The organism is Acidiphilium sp. PM (genome assembly GCF_000219295.1).
Classification (GTDB): domain Bacteria; phylum Pseudomonadota; class Alphaproteobacteria; order Acetobacterales; family Acetobacteraceae; genus Acidiphilium; species Acidiphilium multivorum.
This window is the reverse complement of record NZ_AFPR01000041.1, coordinates 1-18207: the sequence shown is the minus strand read 5'-3', so window position 1 is coordinate 18207 and position 18207 is coordinate 1. Positions and strand designations below refer to the sequence as shown.

The 18207-nt window shown below is 60.1% G+C and carries 17 protein-coding genes and 3 pseudogenes; 11 read left to right on the top strand and 9 right to left on the bottom strand.

The window, feature by feature from the left end; all coding sequences use genetic code 11:
• Window positions 1-16: 16 nt before the first annotated feature.
• From APM_RS01480 to APM_RS01470, 3 genes are all read left to right on the top strand, one after another.
• On the top strand, window positions 17-1039 hold the full coding sequence (locus APM_RS01480) for an ABC transporter permease (protein WP_007421586.1): 1023 nt from the start codon (window positions 17-19) through the stop codon (window positions 1037-1039).
• A gap of 76 nt (window positions 1040-1115) precedes the next feature.
• Window positions 1116-2144 (top strand): substrate-binding domain-containing protein, encoded by a 1029-nt coding sequence (locus APM_RS01475; protein WP_007421585.1) that lies wholly within the window; start codon window positions 1116-1118, stop codon window positions 2142-2144.
• 187 nt (window positions 2145-2331) lie between these two features.
• Window positions 2332-3000, top strand: a complete 669-nt coding sequence (locus APM_RS01470; RefSeq protein ID WP_007421584.1) for a class II aldolase/adducin family protein — start codon at window positions 2332-2334, stop codon at window positions 2998-3000.
• A 77-nt stretch (window positions 3001-3077) separates the two neighbouring features.
• Here APM_RS01470 and APM_RS22500 read toward each other — a convergent pair.
• Window positions 3078-3226 (bottom strand): annotated as a pseudogene (locus APM_RS22500) (transposase); the annotation flags it as partial.
• Between the two features lie 10 nt (window positions 3227-3236).
• Between APM_RS22500 and APM_RS01465 the strand changes: the two are divergent.
• Window positions 3237-3494: a hypothetical protein gene (locus APM_RS01465; protein ID WP_039887486.1), complete on the top strand. Its 258-nt coding sequence runs from the start codon at window positions 3237-3239 to the stop codon at window positions 3492-3494.
• 68 nt (window positions 3495-3562) lie between these two features.
• Here APM_RS01465 and APM_RS01460 read toward each other — a convergent pair whose 3' ends face one another.
• The 4 genes from APM_RS01460 to tnpA form a co-directional block, all read right to left on the bottom strand.
• Window positions 3563-3826: a hypothetical protein gene (locus APM_RS01460; RefSeq protein WP_241763087.1), complete on the bottom strand. Its 264-nt coding sequence runs from the start codon at window positions 3824-3826 to the stop codon at window positions 3563-3565.
• Entirely contained in the window at window positions 3787-5343 is a 1557-nt protein-coding gene (gene tnpC / locus APM_RS01455; protein WP_007421582.1) for an IS66 family transposase, read from the bottom strand. The genes APM_RS01460 and tnpC overlap by 40 nt, the downstream gene beginning before the upstream one ends.
• A gap of 82 nt (window positions 5344-5425) precedes the next feature.
• Window positions 5426-5773 (bottom strand): IS66 family insertion sequence element accessory protein TnpB, encoded by a 348-nt coding sequence (tnpB, locus tag APM_RS01450; RefSeq protein WP_007421581.1) that lies wholly within the window; start codon window positions 5771-5773, stop codon window positions 5426-5428.
• Window positions 5770-6195 carry an IS66-like element accessory protein TnpA gene (gene tnpA, locus APM_RS01445; RefSeq protein ID WP_007421580.1) on the bottom strand — a complete coding sequence of 142 codons (426 nt, stop codon included), beginning with the start codon at window positions 6193-6195 and terminating at the stop codon, window positions 5770-5772. The genes tnpB and tnpA overlap by 4 nt, the downstream gene beginning before the upstream one ends.
• A gap of 224 nt (window positions 6196-6419) precedes the next feature.
• On the opposite strand from tnpA, the pseudogene APM_RS01440 reads away from it, so the two are divergent.
• A pseudogene (locus APM_RS01440) lies at window positions 6420-6926 on the top strand (IS5/IS1182 family transposase); the annotation flags it as partial.
• Window positions 6927-7107: 181 nt separating this feature from the next.
• Window positions 7108-7569 (top strand): DDE-type integrase/transposase/recombinase, encoded by a 462-nt coding sequence (locus APM_RS01435; protein ID WP_007421577.1) that lies wholly within the window; start codon window positions 7108-7110, stop codon window positions 7567-7569.
• Window positions 7570-7609: 40 nt separating this feature from the next.
• Here APM_RS01435 and APM_RS01430 read toward each other — a convergent pair whose 3' ends face one another.
• The 3 genes from APM_RS01430 to APM_RS01420 all read right to left on the bottom strand — a co-directional run bounded on the left by APM_RS01430 (window position 7610) and on the right by APM_RS01420 (window position 11374).
• Window positions 7610-9127, bottom strand: coding sequence for an NCS1 family nucleobase:cation symporter-1 (locus tag APM_RS01430; protein ID WP_007421576.1), 1518 nt, complete (start codon window positions 9125-9127; stop codon window positions 7610-7612).
• A gap of 76 nt (window positions 9128-9203) precedes the next feature.
• The gene (hydA, locus tag APM_RS01425) at window positions 9204-10682 is read right to left on the bottom strand and encodes a dihydropyrimidinase (protein ID WP_039887484.1); all 1479 of its coding nucleotides are present in this window, start codon (window positions 10680-10682) and stop codon (window positions 9204-9206) included.
• Between the two features lie 23 nt (window positions 10683-10705).
• Complete coding sequence (locus APM_RS01420) at window positions 10706-11374, bottom strand: TetR family transcriptional regulator C-terminal domain-containing protein (protein ID WP_007421574.1); 669 nt, start codon at window positions 11372-11374, stop codon at window positions 10706-10708.
• 271 nt (window positions 11375-11645) lie between these two features.
• Between APM_RS01420 and APM_RS01415 the strand changes: the two genes are divergently transcribed.
• The 3 genes from APM_RS01415 to APM_RS01405 are packed head-to-tail and all read left to right on the top strand — an operon-like array spanning window position 11646 to window position 15534.
• Window positions 11646-12992 carry an NAD(P)-dependent oxidoreductase gene (locus APM_RS01415; RefSeq protein WP_241763086.1) on the top strand — a complete coding sequence of 449 codons (1347 nt, stop codon included), beginning with the start codon at window positions 11646-11648 and terminating at the stop codon, window positions 12990-12992.
• A 5-nt stretch (window positions 12993-12997) separates the two neighbouring features.
• Complete coding sequence (gene preA / locus APM_RS01410) at window positions 12998-14284, top strand: NAD-dependent dihydropyrimidine dehydrogenase subunit PreA (RefSeq protein ID WP_007421572.1); 1287 nt, start codon at window positions 12998-13000, stop codon at window positions 14282-14284.
• The gene (locus APM_RS01405) at window positions 14281-15534 is read left to right on the top strand and encodes a Zn-dependent hydrolase (RefSeq protein WP_007421571.1); all 1254 of its coding nucleotides are present in this window, start codon (window positions 14281-14283) and stop codon (window positions 15532-15534) included. Before preA ends, APM_RS01405 begins: the two co-directional genes overlap by 4 nt.
• An 8-nt stretch (window positions 15535-15542) precedes the next feature.
• On the opposite strand, the gene APM_RS01400 is transcribed toward APM_RS01405, so the two are convergent.
• Window positions 15543-16442 (bottom strand): LysR family transcriptional regulator, encoded by a 900-nt coding sequence (locus APM_RS01400; RefSeq protein WP_007421570.1) that lies wholly within the window; start codon window positions 16440-16442, stop codon window positions 15543-15545.
• A gap of 140 nt (window positions 16443-16582) precedes the next feature.
• On the opposite strand from APM_RS01400, the gene APM_RS01395 reads away from it, so the two are divergent.
• Both APM_RS01395 and APM_RS01390 read left to right on the top strand, forming a co-directional pair.
• The gene (locus APM_RS01395) at window positions 16583-17911 is read left to right on the top strand and encodes an aspartate aminotransferase family protein (RefSeq protein WP_007421569.1); all 1329 of its coding nucleotides are present in this window, start codon (window positions 16583-16585) and stop codon (window positions 17909-17911) included.
• A gap of 104 nt (window positions 17912-18015) precedes the next feature.
• A pseudogene (locus APM_RS01390) lies at window positions 18016-18207 on the top strand (IS5/IS1182 family transposase); the annotation flags it as partial.

The following is an 18207-nucleotide window of genomic DNA, read 5'->3' as shown; positions in this document are numbered from 1 at the left end:
AATGAGGATTAATAGGATGACGAATCTCGACATCCAACCGAATGCGGGCAGCGCGACACTGGCGCCGCGGCGACTTGGGATCGGCCGTTTGCTACCGGATCGGCGCCGGCTCGCCGGGATGATCTTATGGATCGCGTTTGCGTTCTACGTCATCCCGCTAAGTATTGCCGAGCCGAATTTCATCTCACTTTCCAACATCCTCTCGATCCTGCTGCTGACCTCTGTCTATGCGCTGATTGCATTCGGCGAGAGTCTTGTGATTCTGACGGCAGGGATCGACCTTTCCGTTGGCAGTATCGTAGGTCTGTCGGGCGTGGTCGCTGCGTTGCTGATTGACGGACATAGTTCGGCCGGATGGGTCCTGCTCTCGGTCTTCGCCGGCATCGCCGCAGGGGCTGCGGTTGGATTGTTCAACGGCGTACTTGTCGCCTACGTCAATCTGCCATCCTTCGTCACGACGCTCGGAACGCTCTCGATGGCGCTCGGCGTAGCCTATGTGATCAGCAGCGGGCGGCAGATCTCGATCGACAACAATACGTTCCTGAATATCTCCGGCGGACGCATCTTTGAAATCCCAACACCGATTGTCATCATCTTCTGCGCCTTCGCGGTGCTTTGGGGGTATCTTACCTATTCGCGATGGGGGCGCTTCGTCTATGCAGTGGGGGGCAATCTTCGCGCAGCCTATGTGGCAGGCCTTCCGGTGCGAAAAATTCTCCTATCCGTTTATGTGATTTCCGGTGCGCTCGCCGGCCTTGCCGGCGTCATTCTGAGTTCCGAAGTCACCGTGGGGGTAGCAAGTAACGGCAGTGGTTACGAGCTCGTGGCGATTGCGGCACCCGTCATTGGTGGGATCAGCCTCGCGGGTGGGCGGGGATCACTTTTTGGCACGCTGTTCGGTGTGGTGCTGCTTGGAACCATCGACAACGGTATGACGATCCTGAACGTCTCGCCTTTTTACCAGCACATCATCCGTGGGGCGATCATCGTAGTAGCGGTGTCTATCGACATCCTAGTGAACAAACGGAGGCTCGTGTGATGTGACAGAAGGACTGTCTATGTCGCTTAACTGAATCGAACTGCAGGTATTCTTATCAAGGGAAGGAAATAGAATCATGACGAATACGAAGAAACTCGCCATCGCCTGTGCTTCCGGTGCGCTGCTGGTCGCGGCAATCGCGGTTCCTGGCCCGGCACAGGCGGCCAAAAAGATCTCGATCGGGTTCACTGTCTATGGCATGTCCGGATGGGTCTCGTCGGGCTATCAGGGTGTCAAGAAGGTCGCAAAGGCGGATAATGTTGATCTGCACTGGGCGAGCGCCGACTTCCAGGTAGCGAAACAGGCCGAGCAGATGCGAGATTTCATCAACGAGCATGTCGATGCGATTGTAATCGATCCTGTAGACTCAGCAGCGCTCGCGCCACAGATCAAGAAGGCGGAGGAAGCCGGGATTAAGGTAATTGGCACTAATGTGAAGATCTTTCCGCCGGGTAACAAGTATCTCACGTCCTATGTCGGCCCAGACGATGTGCTCGCCGGTAGACGAGAGGCTGACGCGATGATCAAGGCACTGAACGGGCACGGGAATGTGGTGATTCTGGAAGGCCCACTGGGCCAGTCCGCGACGATCGACAGGACGAAGGGCAACAACGAAGCGCTCAAGCAGGCATCAGGCATCAAGGTTCTAGCGCGACAGCCCGGTGAGTGGTCGCGCACGAAGGCTTATCAAATTATGTCATCCTGGCTTTCCAAATACGGTTCGAAAATCGACGGCGTGATCTCACAGAATGATGATATGGCCGAGGGGGCGATCCGTGCGATGAAACAGCGCGGTATGAACGATATTCCAATCGTCGGCATCGATGGCATCAAGGCAGGGCTGAACAACGTCAGGTCCGGCCGGCAGCTAATCACGAACTTGCAGAATGCGCCGCTGCAGCTTGGCGAAGCTTTACAGGTCGCTGTTGACGCGGTCGACGGCAAATCAGTGCCGAAGACAATCTACATCCATATGCCGGTGGTAACCAAGGCGAATGCACAGCATTATCTAGAACAGATGTACACACACCGGAATGCATTTCTTTTGAATTTGCCGTCACTCGTTAAGACGGATCTAGCTGATAAGACCTATGGTAAGCAATGAGAGCGTAGACTGCCGAAGCTAGAGATTAGCATGCCTTCCGGCGCCTTTCTGGGTGCCGGAGGTGCGTTGCAACGGCCGGTGTTGGAATGGCGGTTCAATACGAATGCCGGCCGAGAATGTTGGGCAGTAATCATCGGATTCCGCCCGGCTACGTCAATCCCTTTTCCTGTCGGACGGAGAACTTCATATGAAAAACCTCGACCTGCGCAAATCCTTGGTTGATGCCTGCCGGCGGATGAATGCGCTTGGCATCAACCAAGGCACCTCCGGGAATATTAGCATTCGTAGCGGCAATACGATGCTGATTTCCCCCTCCGCCACGCCATATGACCAGATGCAGCCGGAAACGGTAGCGACCATGGCGGTTGATGGCGAATATGGTGCCTGGGACGGACCACTTCGGCCTTCGACCGAGTGGCGGTTCCATCTCGACATCATGCGGGCGCGGCCGGAAGTGAATGCAATCGTACATACACATGCGACTTTCGCCACGATCCTTGCCATCGCGCGCAAAGATATTCCAGCTTGCCACTATATGATCGCGGCTTTCGGCGGCTATGACGTGCGCTGCGCACCCTATGCGACATTCGGTACGAAAGATCTTTCCAACCACGCGATCGCGGCGCTAGAAGGACGAATGGGTTGCCTGTTGGCCAATCACGGGATGATCGTTCTCGGTGAAAATCTGGATAAGGCTATGTGGCGCGCAATCGAACTCGAGACAATCGCTCGTCAGTACTATCATGCACTTCTACTCGGAAATCCATATATTCTGTCGAATACCAATATTGACGACACACTAGCGAAATTTGCGGATTACGGTGTGCAGGACAAGATACCGGTGGGAGCCACATAAAGAGATAGTTTACGCGGTTGTCGCACCCCTTTTTGTAATCTGAGGGAGCCATCGGATCGAACGGCGTAGGTCGAGTGTGCTAGCCCCACTGAATTTCGGCCAGGTTTCGGCAGCGCCGTGTCATCGATCACCACCACGGCGTCATCCCCGCCCATAACCGGCCGGCCTGTGTCAGCAACTCGGCCTCAAGAGGCGCCATCTCCCACAGACCCGCCGCAGTTGAGTGCCACTGAGAAATGGCTCTGACTCATTTGTTGCTGACGAGGTATTTCCCCAGCGCTGCCGCAACCCTGCAGGCGGCGCGGGATGGGTGCGGCATCGCCGTGGGCACCTCGATCCTGTGCGCTGACGATCTCCGGCGCGGGGCGCTACTCAAATTGCTGGATATCGAGGTCGTCGCACCAAATCCTTATTTCGTCATCAAGCCAGGCCTCCCGTTCAAGGGTAAGCATCCGGTGAAACTTTCAATTACCCACAATTCCGGGGCCTCCTGAGTGGCCGGAATCTCAGCCATGCATCCGGTTGTTAATTTGTACCCATCCGGTCAGAGCCGCGGACGAGTCTATTTGGCTCTATCTCGGTGGATCAGGATGAGCTCGCGCAGATTTTCGATACCAAAGTCGGTGAAGGCTATGACGCCGCCGTCGCTGAGGTTGTAAACCCAGATCAGGCCGTCTTCGGGTTCCATCTCATTGGCGATGTCCGCGAGCCACTCCTCATTCTCGCCGAGGTCCGTGGCGACACGGTCAATCGTGAAGACGTGGTGGATTTTATTTGTCTGCACGATCAGGCGGCCAGGGCCCTGGATTGCGGTGTCCAGTTCCATGGCATCAATTTCTCGATGCTGGCGACTGGATGACTGGCGATGCGCGCGAGGATGTCGGCGAGCCATGCCTGTGGGTCGACGTTGTTCATTTTTGCGGTCGTGATCAGGCTGTACATCATGGCCGCCCTTTGACCGCCGCGATCGGAACCGGCGAATAACCAAGCCTTTCTGCCCAAAGCCAGGGTTCGCAGCGCGCGTTCTGCGGCGTTATTGCTGAGACAAATCCGGCCGTCGGTCAGGAACCGAGCAAATGATGACCAGCGGTTCAGCATATAGTCGATCGCCTTCGCCACATCATTGTGGCGCGAGAGTTTGGCGCGCTCGGCACGCATCCAGATCTCGAGTTCAGCGACGAGCGGGGCGCCGAGGTGCTGGCGCACCGCCAGGCGTTCGGCGGGTGACTGGCCGTTGATCCCCCGCTCGATCTCGAACAGCGTGTCGATGCGCTGCACCGCGGCCAAGGCCATCGGCGCCACGAAGGCGGGGGCTTTACCCTGGGCCTTGCGCTTCGCGTTCCGCGCGATATCGGCCAGCTCGAAGAATTTTCGTCGGGCGTGCGACCAGCACGCCGCCTCGATGATCGGTCCAGGAGACCGGTTCAACTCGTAGAGCTTATTGTAGCCGCCATAGGCATCGGCCTGGAATATGCCGCGGTATCCGGCGAGATGGGTTTGCGGATGAACGCCGGCGCGATCGCGCGAATAGTAGAACACCGCGCAGGGGGGACCCGATCTGCCAAACGGCCGGTCATCACGCACATAAACCCACACGCGCGCCGTATCGGTCAGTCCTCGTGCCATCACCGGCACGGTGGTGTCGTCGCCATGCAGGCGCGTACCCGCAAACACCGTCGTCTCGATGTGCTTGAACACCGGCTCCAGCGCCACGCAGGTAGCACCAATCAGATCGGCCAGGGTCGAGACGCTGAGGTGGATGCCTTCCAGTGCGAACCGTTCGGATTGACGGTTCAGCGGCTGATGCTGGCCGAATTTATCGTAGGCGACCATCGCGAGCAGGCCGGGACCGGCAAAAGCGCGTGGAATGGTGTGGAAGGGTGCTGGTTCCTGACTGATCTTCTCACAATCGCGGCAGGTGAATTTCTCCCGCACATGCTGGATCACCTTGTATTGGCGGGGGATGGATTCCAGCGTCTCGGTCACCGTCTCGCCGAGCTTGGCGAGCCGCGATCCACCGCAGCAGGCGCACTGGGTCGGACCTGGCAGGACGACCCGCTCGCGTGGCAGGTGCTCCGGGAAGGGCTGACGCGACGGGCGCTTGCGGGTGAAGCCGGCGACAGTCGTGGTTTTGGCCTTCGCGGCCACCTGCTCGGCGCGGAGTTCGTCCTCGGTCGCGGTGGTCTCGAGATCCTCGAGTTCCAGTTCCATCTGATCAAGCAGCCGCGCCGTGCGTTCCGCCTTGGGGCCGTAGAGCGCACGCTTGAGCTTCTCGATCTGCAGCTTCAGATGCGCGATATACGCTGCGGTATCATTCGGCAGGGTCGAAGGATCAAGATCCATGACCCGTATAGAATCACGAATTTCCAGGGTTTCGCTACAGAAATCCGCTCTGGACCAAGATTTTCCCCAGAAATCTTCGCGCCTACCCGGCCGCTTGCGGCCGCCAGGTTTGTTGTGGATTTCGCCAGTCGATCCCCTCCAGAAGATAACCGATCTGACCAGCGGTGAGGAACACAACGCCGTCCGCAGTCTGCGGCCAGATAAACCGCCCTCGATCAAGGCGTTTCGAATACAGCGACATCCCCACGCCGTCGTGCCAGATCGCCTTGACCAGCGACCCGCCGCGTCCGCGAAAGAAAAAAACATCCCCGCAGAACGGTTCCCGTCCCAGACCTTCTTGCACTTGCAACGCGAGCCCCTTCATCCCGCGGCGCATATCCGTATGCCCCGACGCCAGCCAGATCCGCACACCGGCCGAGACCGGGATCACCGCCGCACCGCCGTCATCACCCGACGCAAGGCGGCAACCCCAACTCCATCATAAACCCGAACACAGGTCCCGTCCGGCAGCACGATCTCGATCCGGCTCGCATCGGATCGCGTGGCTCGCCTCTGCAACATCGGATCAACGCTCGCGTCGTTCACCAAAGCTGACTTGCCTGCCGCCCGCGGCATCGACAGTGCCGCACTCGCCATTACCCGCACCGGAATGAATTCTGGTACCATCGGCACCGGCACCAACTCACCGCGCCGAACCTGCCCGCGCCACTTCCACAATTGCCCTCTCGAAATCTCGTGCCGCCGTGCAACCAGCGCAAACACCGCACCCGGCGCCTCAGCCTCCGCCACAATCCGCAGCTTGTCCTCATCCCGCCAGCGGCGCCGGCGCTCTACCCCCGTGATGATCTCCATCCGCCCGCCGCCCCCTACCATGAATCAGCTCGTAGCAGCGCTCTTATGCCCGGCTCCTTGCCAAACCGGCAGGCGGTTCACACCGGATGGATACGTTAATTTCCACTGAGAAGTGTTGGGGTGGAACGGCCCACGGCATCGGATGTGCCAAGATGAGGTCGCTCAATTGACCATCATGAAAGGGCCGTGCCACCCCAACAAATCCACGATTCGCTTGACACAAGGCCAGGACGCGCTTCGAATTCGGCGTGAAGGTCTCCATCGCCATCACCAACGCCGCCGCACCGGGCGGTCAGTGCGTTCTCGGCATGCAGAGCCGGCCGGGAAATCCTTATGACGGCCACACCCTGCCCGGCCAGATCGAGCAGGTCGAGCGGATCACCGGCGTTGCCGTCGCCCGCGGCTATCGCGGCCACGGCGTCGAAGCCGAGGGCAGAAGGATCTTCATCTCCCGCCAGAAACGCGGCATCACCCCCACCATCCGCCGCGAGTTGCGCCGACGCGCCGCCATCGAACCCGTCATCGGCCACATGAAGACCGATGGCCATCTCGGAAGAAACTTCCTGCTCGGCGTCGACGGTGATGCCATCAACGCCGTCCTCGCCGGCGTCGGACACAACCTCCGGCTGCTCCGCAGATGGTTGATCAGGTTTCTTTGTGCCCTCCTGGCATGGCTCTATGCCGCAAACCGCTCACCAAGCCTCAGCTTCGCCCACCGCCAGATCACATAGTTCACAGGCTACTACGTATCTGCGCTTCAAGCTCAGCTTCCGGGAACTGGTGGAGATGATGGAGGAGCGCGGCCTGTCGATGGCCCACACAACTACCATCATGCGCTGGGTGCCCCACTATTCGCCGGAATTCGAGCGCCGGTGGAACCGCTTCGCGCAGCCGGTCGGTGCGTCCTAGCGTGTGGACGAGACCTACGTGAATGTCCAGGGTGAATGGGTCTATCTCTACCGGGCGGTCGATCATGCCGGAAATACCGTTGACTTCCGTCTCAACCCCAAGCGTGCCGTTGCCGCGGCCAAGGCGATCAAGGGTCAGGGCTCGGGCACGCGGACCGCAACGCTGGACGGCTATGCCGCATCGCACCGCGCGGTGCGCGAGATGAAGGCTGACGGTGAACTGGCTGCTGACACGAAGCCGCGATCGTCGAAGTATCTGAATAACCTCGTTGAGCAGGACCATCGGGGCGTGAAGTCGCGGGTCGGTCCGATGCTCGGCTTCAAGCGGTTCGATACCGCCGCGATCACGGTAGCCGGGATCGAATTGCCGCGACGGATCCGCAAGCAGCAGTTCTGCCTCGGTCGGCTACGTCTTCGGGGTCGACCTGCACCTGCCGTCTGGGAGGCCGTCCTCGCAGCCCAATAAAGCGACAATACCGCAGCGTCGCCGCCACAACCTTTGGCTCTCAGGCAGGGCTAGATGAAAGATCGACGCCTCGGGCGCGCCGCCACTCCAGGAGATAATAGATTATGCCTGCCACTGGGAAAGACCAAATCCAACCAAAGCTGTAAATTTCGGTAAGGATGGTCTCATGCGCGGGAATTCCTCCTGGGGTTGTCGATGCTATAACAAAGCCCGGCAGCATCGGCACAACCGAGGCGATCACCGCAATCATCGCGCTCATATTCCATTTTAGGTATTTACGTTGCTCTAGATAGAGCGATTCAAGGTCCAGCGTCTTGCTGCGAATGATCCAGTAGTCCACAATCATCACGGCACCGACGGCACCCAGCAATGAGCCGTAGCCCGACAGCCAGGTGAAGACATAGGCCGCAGCGTTGCCGATAAGGTACCAAGGCTGCATGAGAATGCCGATGATTCCGGTTATGAGCACGCCGCCACGGAAGCTGATAAGATGCGGCGCGAGGTTAGAGATGTCATTGGCAGGCGAAACTACATTGGCCGCCATGTTAATGCTGAGTTGCGCCACCATCACCGCCACCAGCGCCACCACCAGAACAAACGCGTTCGGCGTGATATAGGGCACGAGATCGATCGGGTTCCAGATCACCTTGTGGAACACCATGAAGGCTGTGGCCGTCACGAAGATACCTACGAAACTCGTCGCCATCATGCCAATAGGAAGGCCAATCGCCTGGCCGAAAAACTGTGCCCGCTGACTGGTGGCATAGCGGGTGAAATCCGGAATGTTGAGGCTGAGTGTCGCCCAATAGCCGATATTCGCGGCAAGGCTCGGCCAGAAGAGCTGCGCGAAGCTATGCGTGCCATGAACAATATGATCGGAAGCAGCCAGGGACGCGGAAAGCCCCCCGCCGGCCGAGACCGCCCAGCCAAACAGCGCCAGCAGAACCGCCATGAGCAGCGGTGCCGCCCACCGCTGGAGCGAGCGTATCGCTTCGATCCCGCCCGCCATGATCGCCATTTCAAAAGCCCAGAAGATGCCAAAGGCGATAAACTCATGGCCCGCAACATGCTGCCAGGCGGGCCATAGCCGACCGACGATGCCGGAGAGCGCCAGTGCGCCGAGCCAGGTCTGGATGCCGAACCAACCGCAGGCGACGAGTCCGCGCGCCATCGCCGCCACTTTGGCGCCTGACGTACCGAAGGAGGAGCGCACGAATACCGGAAACGGAATGCCATATTTCACCCCGGCATAGGCGTTCAGCACCATCGGGATGAGCACGATGACATTGCCGAGCCCGATCGTGAAGATGGCTTCTTGCCAGGTCATGCCCGCTTCAATGAGCCCGGAGGCAAGCGTATAGGTTGTCAGCACGATGGACATACTGATCCAGAGGAAGAGGATGTTCCAGCCGTGCCAGTCGCGTTCTGAAGCGCGGATCGGCCTCAGATCGTCATTATACAGCGGTGAATTTCGCACCCGCGCTATTAGTGCCTCATAGGCAGCACCAGATGGCACGGTAATGTTATGCGTGCGGCCGCCAGTTTGTTTCTCGCCCATCACGTCCTCCAGTTATAATTATGCCTGCCTATTGGAAATACGTCGGACCTCATCTGGCCCGGCTTTGCGGATCACATCACGCCCGTGACCCTTTGGGCGTTGTCATCGGCACCGGCTCACGCGGCACCGCCACCGGCTGCTCCAGCGCATGGCGGATTGCATTGGCCCGCGTCATCGGCGCGAAGCAAGGCCGGTCGATATAGCGGCCGGCGCCGCGCTCGGCACGCAAGTCTCCTTCAGTCCACACTAGGCGGCCGGCGGAAAGCGTATGCCGCGCAGAGCCCTCAACCTCCATGCCTTCATAGACGTTGAAATCGACTTTCTGATGATGCGTGCTGGCAGAGATGTGGCGTCGGGCCGAAGGGTCCCATACCACCAGATCGGCATCCGCCCCCACCGAGAGGGAGCCCTTGCGCGGATAGATATTGAAGATCTGAGCCGCGGCGGTGGAGGTGATGCGAACGAATTCATTCGGTGTCAGCCGCCCGGTCCGTACGCCATGATGCCATAGCACACTCATTCGGTCCTCGATGCCCGGCGTCCCGTTCGGAATCGCGGTGAAGTTTTCAAGCCCCCTCGCCTTCTGTGGCGCACAGAAACAACAATGATCAGTCGCCGTCGTCTGCAATTGGCCGGAACTCAGCCCCGCCCAGAGCGCCTGCTGATGATGCTTCGACCGGAAGGGCGGGCTCATCACATGCGCCGCCGCATAGGCCCAATCGGCATTTCGGTAGACACTTTCATCAACCACCAGGTGCTGTGCCAGCACTTCGCCGAAGACGCGCAAGCCTGCCGCGCGTGCGCGGGCAATCGCTGCCGTCGCCTCCTCGGTCGAGACATGCACGATATAGAGCGGCGCGCCGAGCACGTTTGCGATCGTAATGGCGCGTTCTGCCGCCTCACCTTCCACCGCTGGCGGGCGAGAAAGCGGATGGCCTTCCGGACCAGCTATGCCCTCGGCCAGCAGGCTGCGCTGGAGGTGATAGACCGCCTCGCCATTTTCCGCATGCACGGTCGGAATCGCGCCAAGTTCCAGCGCCCTAGAGAAACTTTTCAGTAGCACACCATCATCGGCCATGATGGCGCCCTTATAGGCCATGAAGTGTTTGAAGCTGTTCACGCCGTGCTCATGGGCGAGCACGCCCATTTCCTCATGCACCCGGTCAGACCATGAGGTTATCGCAACGTGAAAACTGTAGTCGCTCGCGGCCTTTGCGGCCCAGCCACGCCAAGTATGATAGGCATCCAGCGGAGAATCTTCTCGCCCGGGGATTACGAAATCGATGATCATCGTAGTTCCACCAGCCAGACCGGCGGAAGTGCCACTGTAGAAATCCTCCGACGCAACCGTACCCATGAAGGGTAGTTCCATATGGGTATGCGGATCGATTCCGCCAGGAATAACGAGTGCGCCCTCAGCATCCACGACCTCAGCGCCGGTTGGCGCCTCCAGACTCTTACCAACGGCCAGAATCTTGCCACCGCCGCAAAGCACATCACCTCGAGCACTGTGCTCTGCCGTTGTTATCGTTCCACCCCGAATCAGGATTGTCATGCTCTGTTTTCCCAAGTGATCATCTATGGCTGCGCCCGCGGCACGATACCGCAGCCGCGCAGCACCAGTTGCACGATCAGCGCTTCGCCGGCGGCGAATTCCCGGTCACCGACCATATCCACGCCCAACACGGCGGCAATCTGCGCGTCGAAATCAGCATAAGTCTGCGTCATCGCCCATATCAGAAAGAAAAGATGCCGAGGGTTGGCAGGCGCCATCAGTCCTTGCGCCATCCAGCCTTCGAGAATAGCTGCCTTTTCCTCCACTTTATTTCTGAGCTTATCGCCAAGATAGCTGCGCACGAATGGCGCGCCGTGCAGAATTTCGTTGGCGAAAACCCTCGAGGCATAAGGCCGAGCACGGGAAATGCTCATCTTGGCGCGGATGTAGCGCGTCAGCGCCTCGCTTGGTTCGGCGCCGGGCTGGATATGGTCTGAAGCGTCGAGCCAGAAGGCGAGGATATTTTCCAGAACAGCCTGGTAGACGCCCTCTTTAGTTGCCAAATGATAATGCACATTGGCCTTGGGCAGATCCGCGGCGGCAGCAATCTGGGCCATGGTGGCACCGGCAAGCCCAGCTTCGGCAAAAACACGCTCGGCACCTGAAAGAATTCGCGCCATCGCCGCCGCCTTTGTCAGACGTCGTGCAGAGAGCGAAGGCGTCTTCCGCGGCGGCATGCGGGCTTCGGGCATCCCGGGGGGTCTCTCCCTGTCTCAGGTAGCTCGTTTCTCTTTCTAGAGGCTCGACATCGTTATTTCGCAGTTGCAGCAATCCCGCAAGCAAAGACAGGCGTCCGTTGAGGCTAAATTCTGTCCGGATTTATGTTGACTGAATGGTCAGGAAGAGTCAAGTTCAATCAATAGAAGGAGACGAAGCGGAGCAGAGCATTAACGCTGCTGCGTTATCTGCGTCCCGGAACTTGACTGATTCAATCACAAATAAAATATGCGGAGGTTCTGCACCTTGGAACATTCTCTTTTGAATAAGGTACCAGACGCGTCATCGGGTGGAACGGCTTGTTCCGATGTCTTCGCAAAATTCTGCGATATAAAGCCTCGGTTGAGCCATGATAAAGCACAGATCGAGGCCAGCCGCTGCTATTTCTGTTATGATGCGCCCTGTGTTGCCGCCTGTCCCACCGGCATAGATATTCCAGGCTTCATCCGTGGCATCGCGACCAACAACCTCGATGGTGCGGCGGAGCGCATTCTCAGCGCTAACATTCTCGGCGGCAGTTGCGCCCGGGTGTGTCCCACTGAAATTCTTTGTGAAGGCGCCTGCGTCAGAACAGCGCAACAGGCAAAACCCGTTGAAATCGGCGCTTTGCAGCGCGTCGCGACCGACCATGCCATGGCAAAGGTAGCCGCCGGCGCGCCTCATCCCTTTGCCCGCGCGGCGGCCACAGGGCGGCGAGTAGCCATAATCGGCGCGGGCCCGGCGGGCCTTGCTTGCGCGCATCGCCTCGCCATGCTCGGCCACGAGGTGGTAATCTTCGAGGCGCGATCCAAGCCCGGCGGCCTCAACGAATATGGCATCGCCGCCTATAAGATGGTGGATCGTTTTGCCGCGTGCGAGGTGGAGTTTATCCTAGCCATCGGCGGTATAGAGATCCGCTACGACCAAGCCCTCGGGCGCGACATCACCCTTGCTTATTTGCGGGAGGCGTTCGACGCCGTCTTCCTGGCCATTGGCCAGACGGCGCTGCCATGCCTTGCCTTGCCGGGGGAACACCTTCAAGGCGTTGAAGATGCCGTAGCCTTCATTGAGAGAATCAGGCAGGCCGAGGATCTGCGCGAGGTTGCAGTCGGACGGAATGTCGTCGTTATCGGCGGAGGCAATACCGCCATTGATGCTGCAACTCAGGCGAAGCGTCTCGGTGCTGAGGTTGTCACCATCGTCTATCGCCGAGGGCGGGAAGCCATGAAGGCTACGGTGGAGGAACAGGACTGGGCGCTCGGCAATGGCGTCGCACTCCGCCTCTGGTCCAGCCCTGTCCGCTTTGAGGGCGAAACTCGCGTCACCGGCGCCACTTTCGCACTCGCGGAGGGTGAGGCGGCGGGAGTTTTCACCCTGCCGGCGGATATGGTGCTCAAGGCGGTTGGCCAGAGGCTCGATTCTGAAGACGCCGGCAGCCTGCCGGCTCTCGCCGGCGGCCGCATTCTAGTTGATCCTGTGAGTTTTGAGACCACGCTTGCTGGCGTCTTCGCGGGCGGAGATTGCATAGCCAGCCAAGATCTCACCGTCCAGGCGGTGGCCGACGGCAAAAGCGCTGCCACCGGCATCCACGCCTTTCTGCAGCAGAGGAGCTGAGGACCATGGCCGATCTTCGTGTCAATTTCGCTGGCATTAAGGCCCCTAACCCATTCTGGCTCGCATCTGCACCACCGACCGACAAGGAATATAATGTCGAGCGTGCCTTGCGCGCCGGTTGGGGTGGCATTGTATGGAAAACAGTCGGTGAAGACCCTCCGATCGTCAATGCCAGCAGCCGCTATGGTGGCCTCGCCTATAACGGCCAGCGCCTTATGGGGCTCAACAACATCGAACTTATCACGGATCGTCCGCTTGAGGTGAATCTGCAGGAGATCAAAGCCGTCAAGAAACGCTGGCCGGATCGCGCAATCGTCGTCAGCATCATGGTGCCATGTGAAGAGGCAAGCTGGAAGGCCATCCTGCCACTGGTCGAGGAGACGGGCGCGGATGGGATCGAGCTGAATTTCGGCTGCCCGCATGGCATGAGCGAGCGCGGCATGGGGGCGGCCGTCGGCCAGGTGCCAGATTATGTCGAGATGGTCACACGCTGGTGCCGGCAGTTTTGCCGCATGCCTGTCATCGTTAAGCTTACCCCTAATATCACCGATATTCTGAAGCCGGCGCGGGCTGCCCGCGCCGGCGGGGCGCATGCCGTTTCGCTTATCAACACCGTGCAGTCGATCGTCTCGGTCGATCTCGACCTCATGGCGCCAACCCCCACCGTCAAGGGTGTTGGAACCCATGGCGGCTATTGCGGCCCGGCGGTCAAACCCATTGCGCTCCGCATGGTGGGTGAGATCGCGCGGGATCGGGAGACGGCCGGTCTGCCCATTTCGGGTATCGGCGGCATTTCCTCCTGGCACGATGCCGCGGAGTTCATCGCACTCGGCGCCGGCACCGTGCAGATCTGTACCGCCGCCATGCATTACGGCTTCCGTATTGTTGAAGACATGGTCGACGGGCTTGCCAATTGGATGGATGAAAAGGGCTACGCGACCATCGCCGATTTTCAAGGGCGCGCGGTGCCCAATTTCGTGCATTGGCAGGACCTCGATCTCGCTTGGCGCTCCATCGCGCGGATCGACAAGGAGGCCTGCATCGGCTGCGGCCTCTGCCATATCGCCTGCGAGGATACCGCCCATCAGGCGATCATCGCGCGCGAGGCTGATGGCCGGCGCGTCTATGAGGTGGTGCAGGATGAATGCGTCGGCTGCAATCTCTGCAGCCATATCTGCCCGGTGGAGAGATGCATTGCCATGGAGCCGCAGCCGCAAACAGGCCCGGAGTTGACGTGGAAGATACATCCCAACAATCCTCTTCGCGTGACGACAGAGGAGCAGGTGGCATGACACTGCAGGGCAAGGCTGGCGCCAATCTGCGCATTGATGGGGATCGGCTCTGGGCCTCGCTCATGGACATGGCCGAGATCGGGCCGGGTGTACGTGGCGGCAACAACCGCCAGACCCTGACGGATGCCGACGCCGAAGGCCGGCGGCTTTTCCAGAGCTGGTGCGAGGCGGTCGGCGCCACGATCTCCATCGATACCATGGGCAATATTTTTGCCCGCTACGAAGGGACAGACCCCTCCCTCGCGCCCATCATGGTCGGCAGCCATCTCGATACCCAGCCCACGGGCGGCAAATTTGATGGCGTGCTAGGCGTGCTCGGCGCACTCGAAATTCTGCGCAGCCTGCAGGAAGCTGGCATCCGCACGCGCCGGCCCATCGAGGTTGTGAACTGGACGAATGAGGAAGGCACGCGCTTCTCCCCCGCCATGCTCGCCTCGGGCGTCTTCGCCGGTGTCCACACGCAGGAATGGGCCTATGCCCGCGAGGATGCACAGGGAAAAAGCTTCGGCGATGAGCTGCTGCGCATCGGGTTTCGAGGGTCGGAGCCGGTGGGCAAGCGGCCGCTGCATGCCTACTTCGAACTCCATATCGAGCAAGGCCCGATCCTGGAGGATGAGAAGATCGATGTCGGCGTTGTCACCCACGCCCAGGGCCTAAGCTGGCTGCAAGTTACGCTCACGGGCCGCGAATCCCACACCGGGTCCACGCCCATGCCTAAGCGGCTTGATGCCGGGCTCGGGGCGGCGCGCGTCACTGAGCTCGTGAATGCAGTCGCCCTGAAGAACGCGCCGCATGCGGTGGGCGCAATCGGCCATCAGGATTTCTATCCCAATTCGCGCAATATCATCGCCGGTCGCGCGGTTTTTACCATCGATATCCGCCATCCCAAAAAGCCGGTGCTTGACGGGATGGAGGCGGACATCCGGGCGGGCGCGGAGGCGATCGCGGCCGCGCTCGGCCTTGGCATCGAGATCGAGCGCGTCGGCCATTTCGATCCGGTGCAGTTTAATGAAGCTTGCGTAGCCTCGGTGCGCAGGGCGGCGAAAACACTCGGCCTTTCGCATCGCGATATCATCTCCGGCGCCGGACATGATGCCTGCTGGATCAACCGTGTGGCGCCGTCCTCGATGATCTTCTGCCCTTGCGTCGATGGTCTCAGCCACAACGAGGATGAAGCCATCACCCAGGAATGGGCAACGGCAGGGGCAAATGTGCTGTTGCAGGCCGTAATGGAATGGGCCGAGGGGTAAAGTGCGCCCTATTCCGCCGCGTTCATCAGCTCCATGAAAGTTGAAAGAATAAGCCCTGTCTGCCGGTCGCGCTGCGTCACCGCCTGGTATTCCACGCGCTGCCCATAGGTTTTGGGTCGGATGGCACGCATCTGGCCACGCTCCTGCCATTGACGGGCGTAATGGTTGGGCAGAAAGCCGATATAGCAGCCGGTAAGTATGAGAAAGGCAACGCCCTCGCGGTCCGCCGCCGTCGCCGTCACGCGCAGCGGCAGCCCTCCATGGCTACAAGCGGAACGGCCCGAGCGCACCACCGCATCGGCTTCGGCGATCGTCGCGTCATCCAGTTCCGCATCCGGTCGGCCGAAAAAGGGATGATTGGTCGCGCAGTAAAGATGAGAAATCTCATCGTAAAGCGGGAACGCCTTGAGCCCCGGCAGCAACCGGTCGGTCGGCGTGACGCCCACATGTAGTTGCCCGTCGAGCACGCCGCGCTCAATCTCGCTCGGCGAGCTCATGCGGATGTTCACCCGCACCTCTGGCCCCTTGAGCTTGAGTGCCCGCAGTGCGCGCGTCACACGCATGCGAGGGAAAGTCACGAGGTTATCGGTGATACCGATATTGAGTTCGCCGCGCAGATGTTGGCGCAAGGCACTTACCTCGCCGCGGAAATTCTCCACCGCCGCCATCAGCCTGAGGAGTGCGGCATAAACCCCCTTACCCTGCTCGGTGAGGCGAAACCCCGCCCGCCCGCGCTGGCACAACGTAAGTCCCAGTCGCTCTTCCAGTTCCGACATGTGTTGGCTGATGGCCGAGCGGGAGATATTTAGTTCCGTCTCCGCCGCACTGAAGCCGCCGCAATCGACCACCGTGCGGAAGATGCGCAAGAGCCGCAGATCGGCTTCGTTCAGGCGCGAAGGAGCCAGCATCAGTCAAGTCCCAGCTAAAGTGAAGATCAAAACGTTTGAATTTATTCGATCTATCTCTTGGCCTAGGCTGCAGTCAATCAATCCTTGCGGAGCGGAGACAGAACTCAATGGCCCCTTACGATTCACATGAGGATGCGAAAATGCACGCGTCGGCCGACCTCTCCGAGCAGGAGATGAAAGCCTATTGGATGCCCTTCACCGGCAATCGGGATTTCAAGGCGCATCCCCGCCTCTTCGTCAAGGCCGAGGGCGCCTTCTTCACCGACGCAGCGGGCCGGAAGATCTATGACAGCCTCTCCGGCCTCTGGTGCTGTGGATACGGCCATGGCCGGGCGGAGATCGCGCGTGCCATCGGTGAGCAGGCCGCCGAGCTTGACTATGCACCGAGCTTTCAGTTCAGCCATCCTCTCGCCTTCAAGCTCGCCCATAAGCTCGCCAGCATGGCACCGCCCGGGCTCGATCATGTCTTCTTCACGAATTCTGGCTCTGAAGCGGCCGATACCGCGCTCAAGATGGCGCGCGGCTATTGGCGCCTCAAAGGTCAGCCGGCTAAGACTCGGCTGATCGGCCGCATCAAGGGCTATCATGGCGTTAATTTCGGCGGCACCTCGGTGGGTGGCATCGTCGGAAATCGCAAGATCTTTGGCGGCCTCGGTGATATCGACCATCTGCCGCATACTCTGCTGGCCGAGAACCGCTTCTCCCGCGGCCTGCCGGAACATGGCGCGCATCTCGCCGATCATCTGGAAGAGCTTGTCGGCCTGCATGATGCCTCAAATATCGCGGCCGTCATCGTGGAGCCCTTCTCGGGCTCAGCCGGCATGGTGGTGCCGCCCAAGGGCTATCTGGAACGGCTCCGCACGCTCTGTAACAAGCACAATATCCTGCTCATCTTCGATGAGGTCATCACCGGCTTCGGCCGCGCCGGCGGCACCTTCGGCGCGGAGATCTTCGGTGTCACGCCCGATATCATAACCTGCGCCAAGGGTCTCACCAATGGCGCCGTACCCATGGGGGCCGTCATCGCCACCGGGGAGATCCATGACACCTTCATGGCTGCTGGCGGGCCGGAATACACGGTGGAATTCGCCCATGGTTATACCTACTCTGGCCATCCGCTGGCTTGCGCTGCGGGCCTCGCGGCCATGGAGGTTTTCGAGCGGGAGCGCATGGTGGAACGGGTGCAGGCTCTCGCTCCGGTCTTCGAAGATCTTATCCACGGCCTCAAGGGCCTCAAATACGTGGTCGATATTCGCAATTTCGGCCTCGCCGGCGCGGTGCAGATCGAAGCCGCACCGGGCGAGCCGGGCCGCCGCCCCTGGGAGATTTCCATGAAGTGCTGGCGTGCAGGCTATTACGTGCGCTACGGCGGCGACACGCTGCAATTCGGCCCGCCGTTCATCACCGAGCGGCAGGATCTCGAACGTCTCTTCGACGTGGTGGCCGATGCCATCACGAACCTGACCTGAGGAGAGTTCCATGCAGGCCATGAGCAAGCCGGTCGGCCATCACGTCAATGGCAAGAGTGCTTCCTGCCCGAAGGCGCTGGCGCAAACGGATCGGGCCCGAGCGGATGGAGGCCCTGCTCGCCGAGACGCTGGCGGCCGCCGAGCGGGGTGGGGCCGTGGCGGAGAAGCACTACGAGCGGGTCACCATCGATACCACGGTCCAGCCAAAGGCCATGACGCATCCGACCGACAGCAAGCTGCTGCACAGCGGCATCGAGACACTGGCGCGGATGGCACGCAAGCACGGTATCACGCTG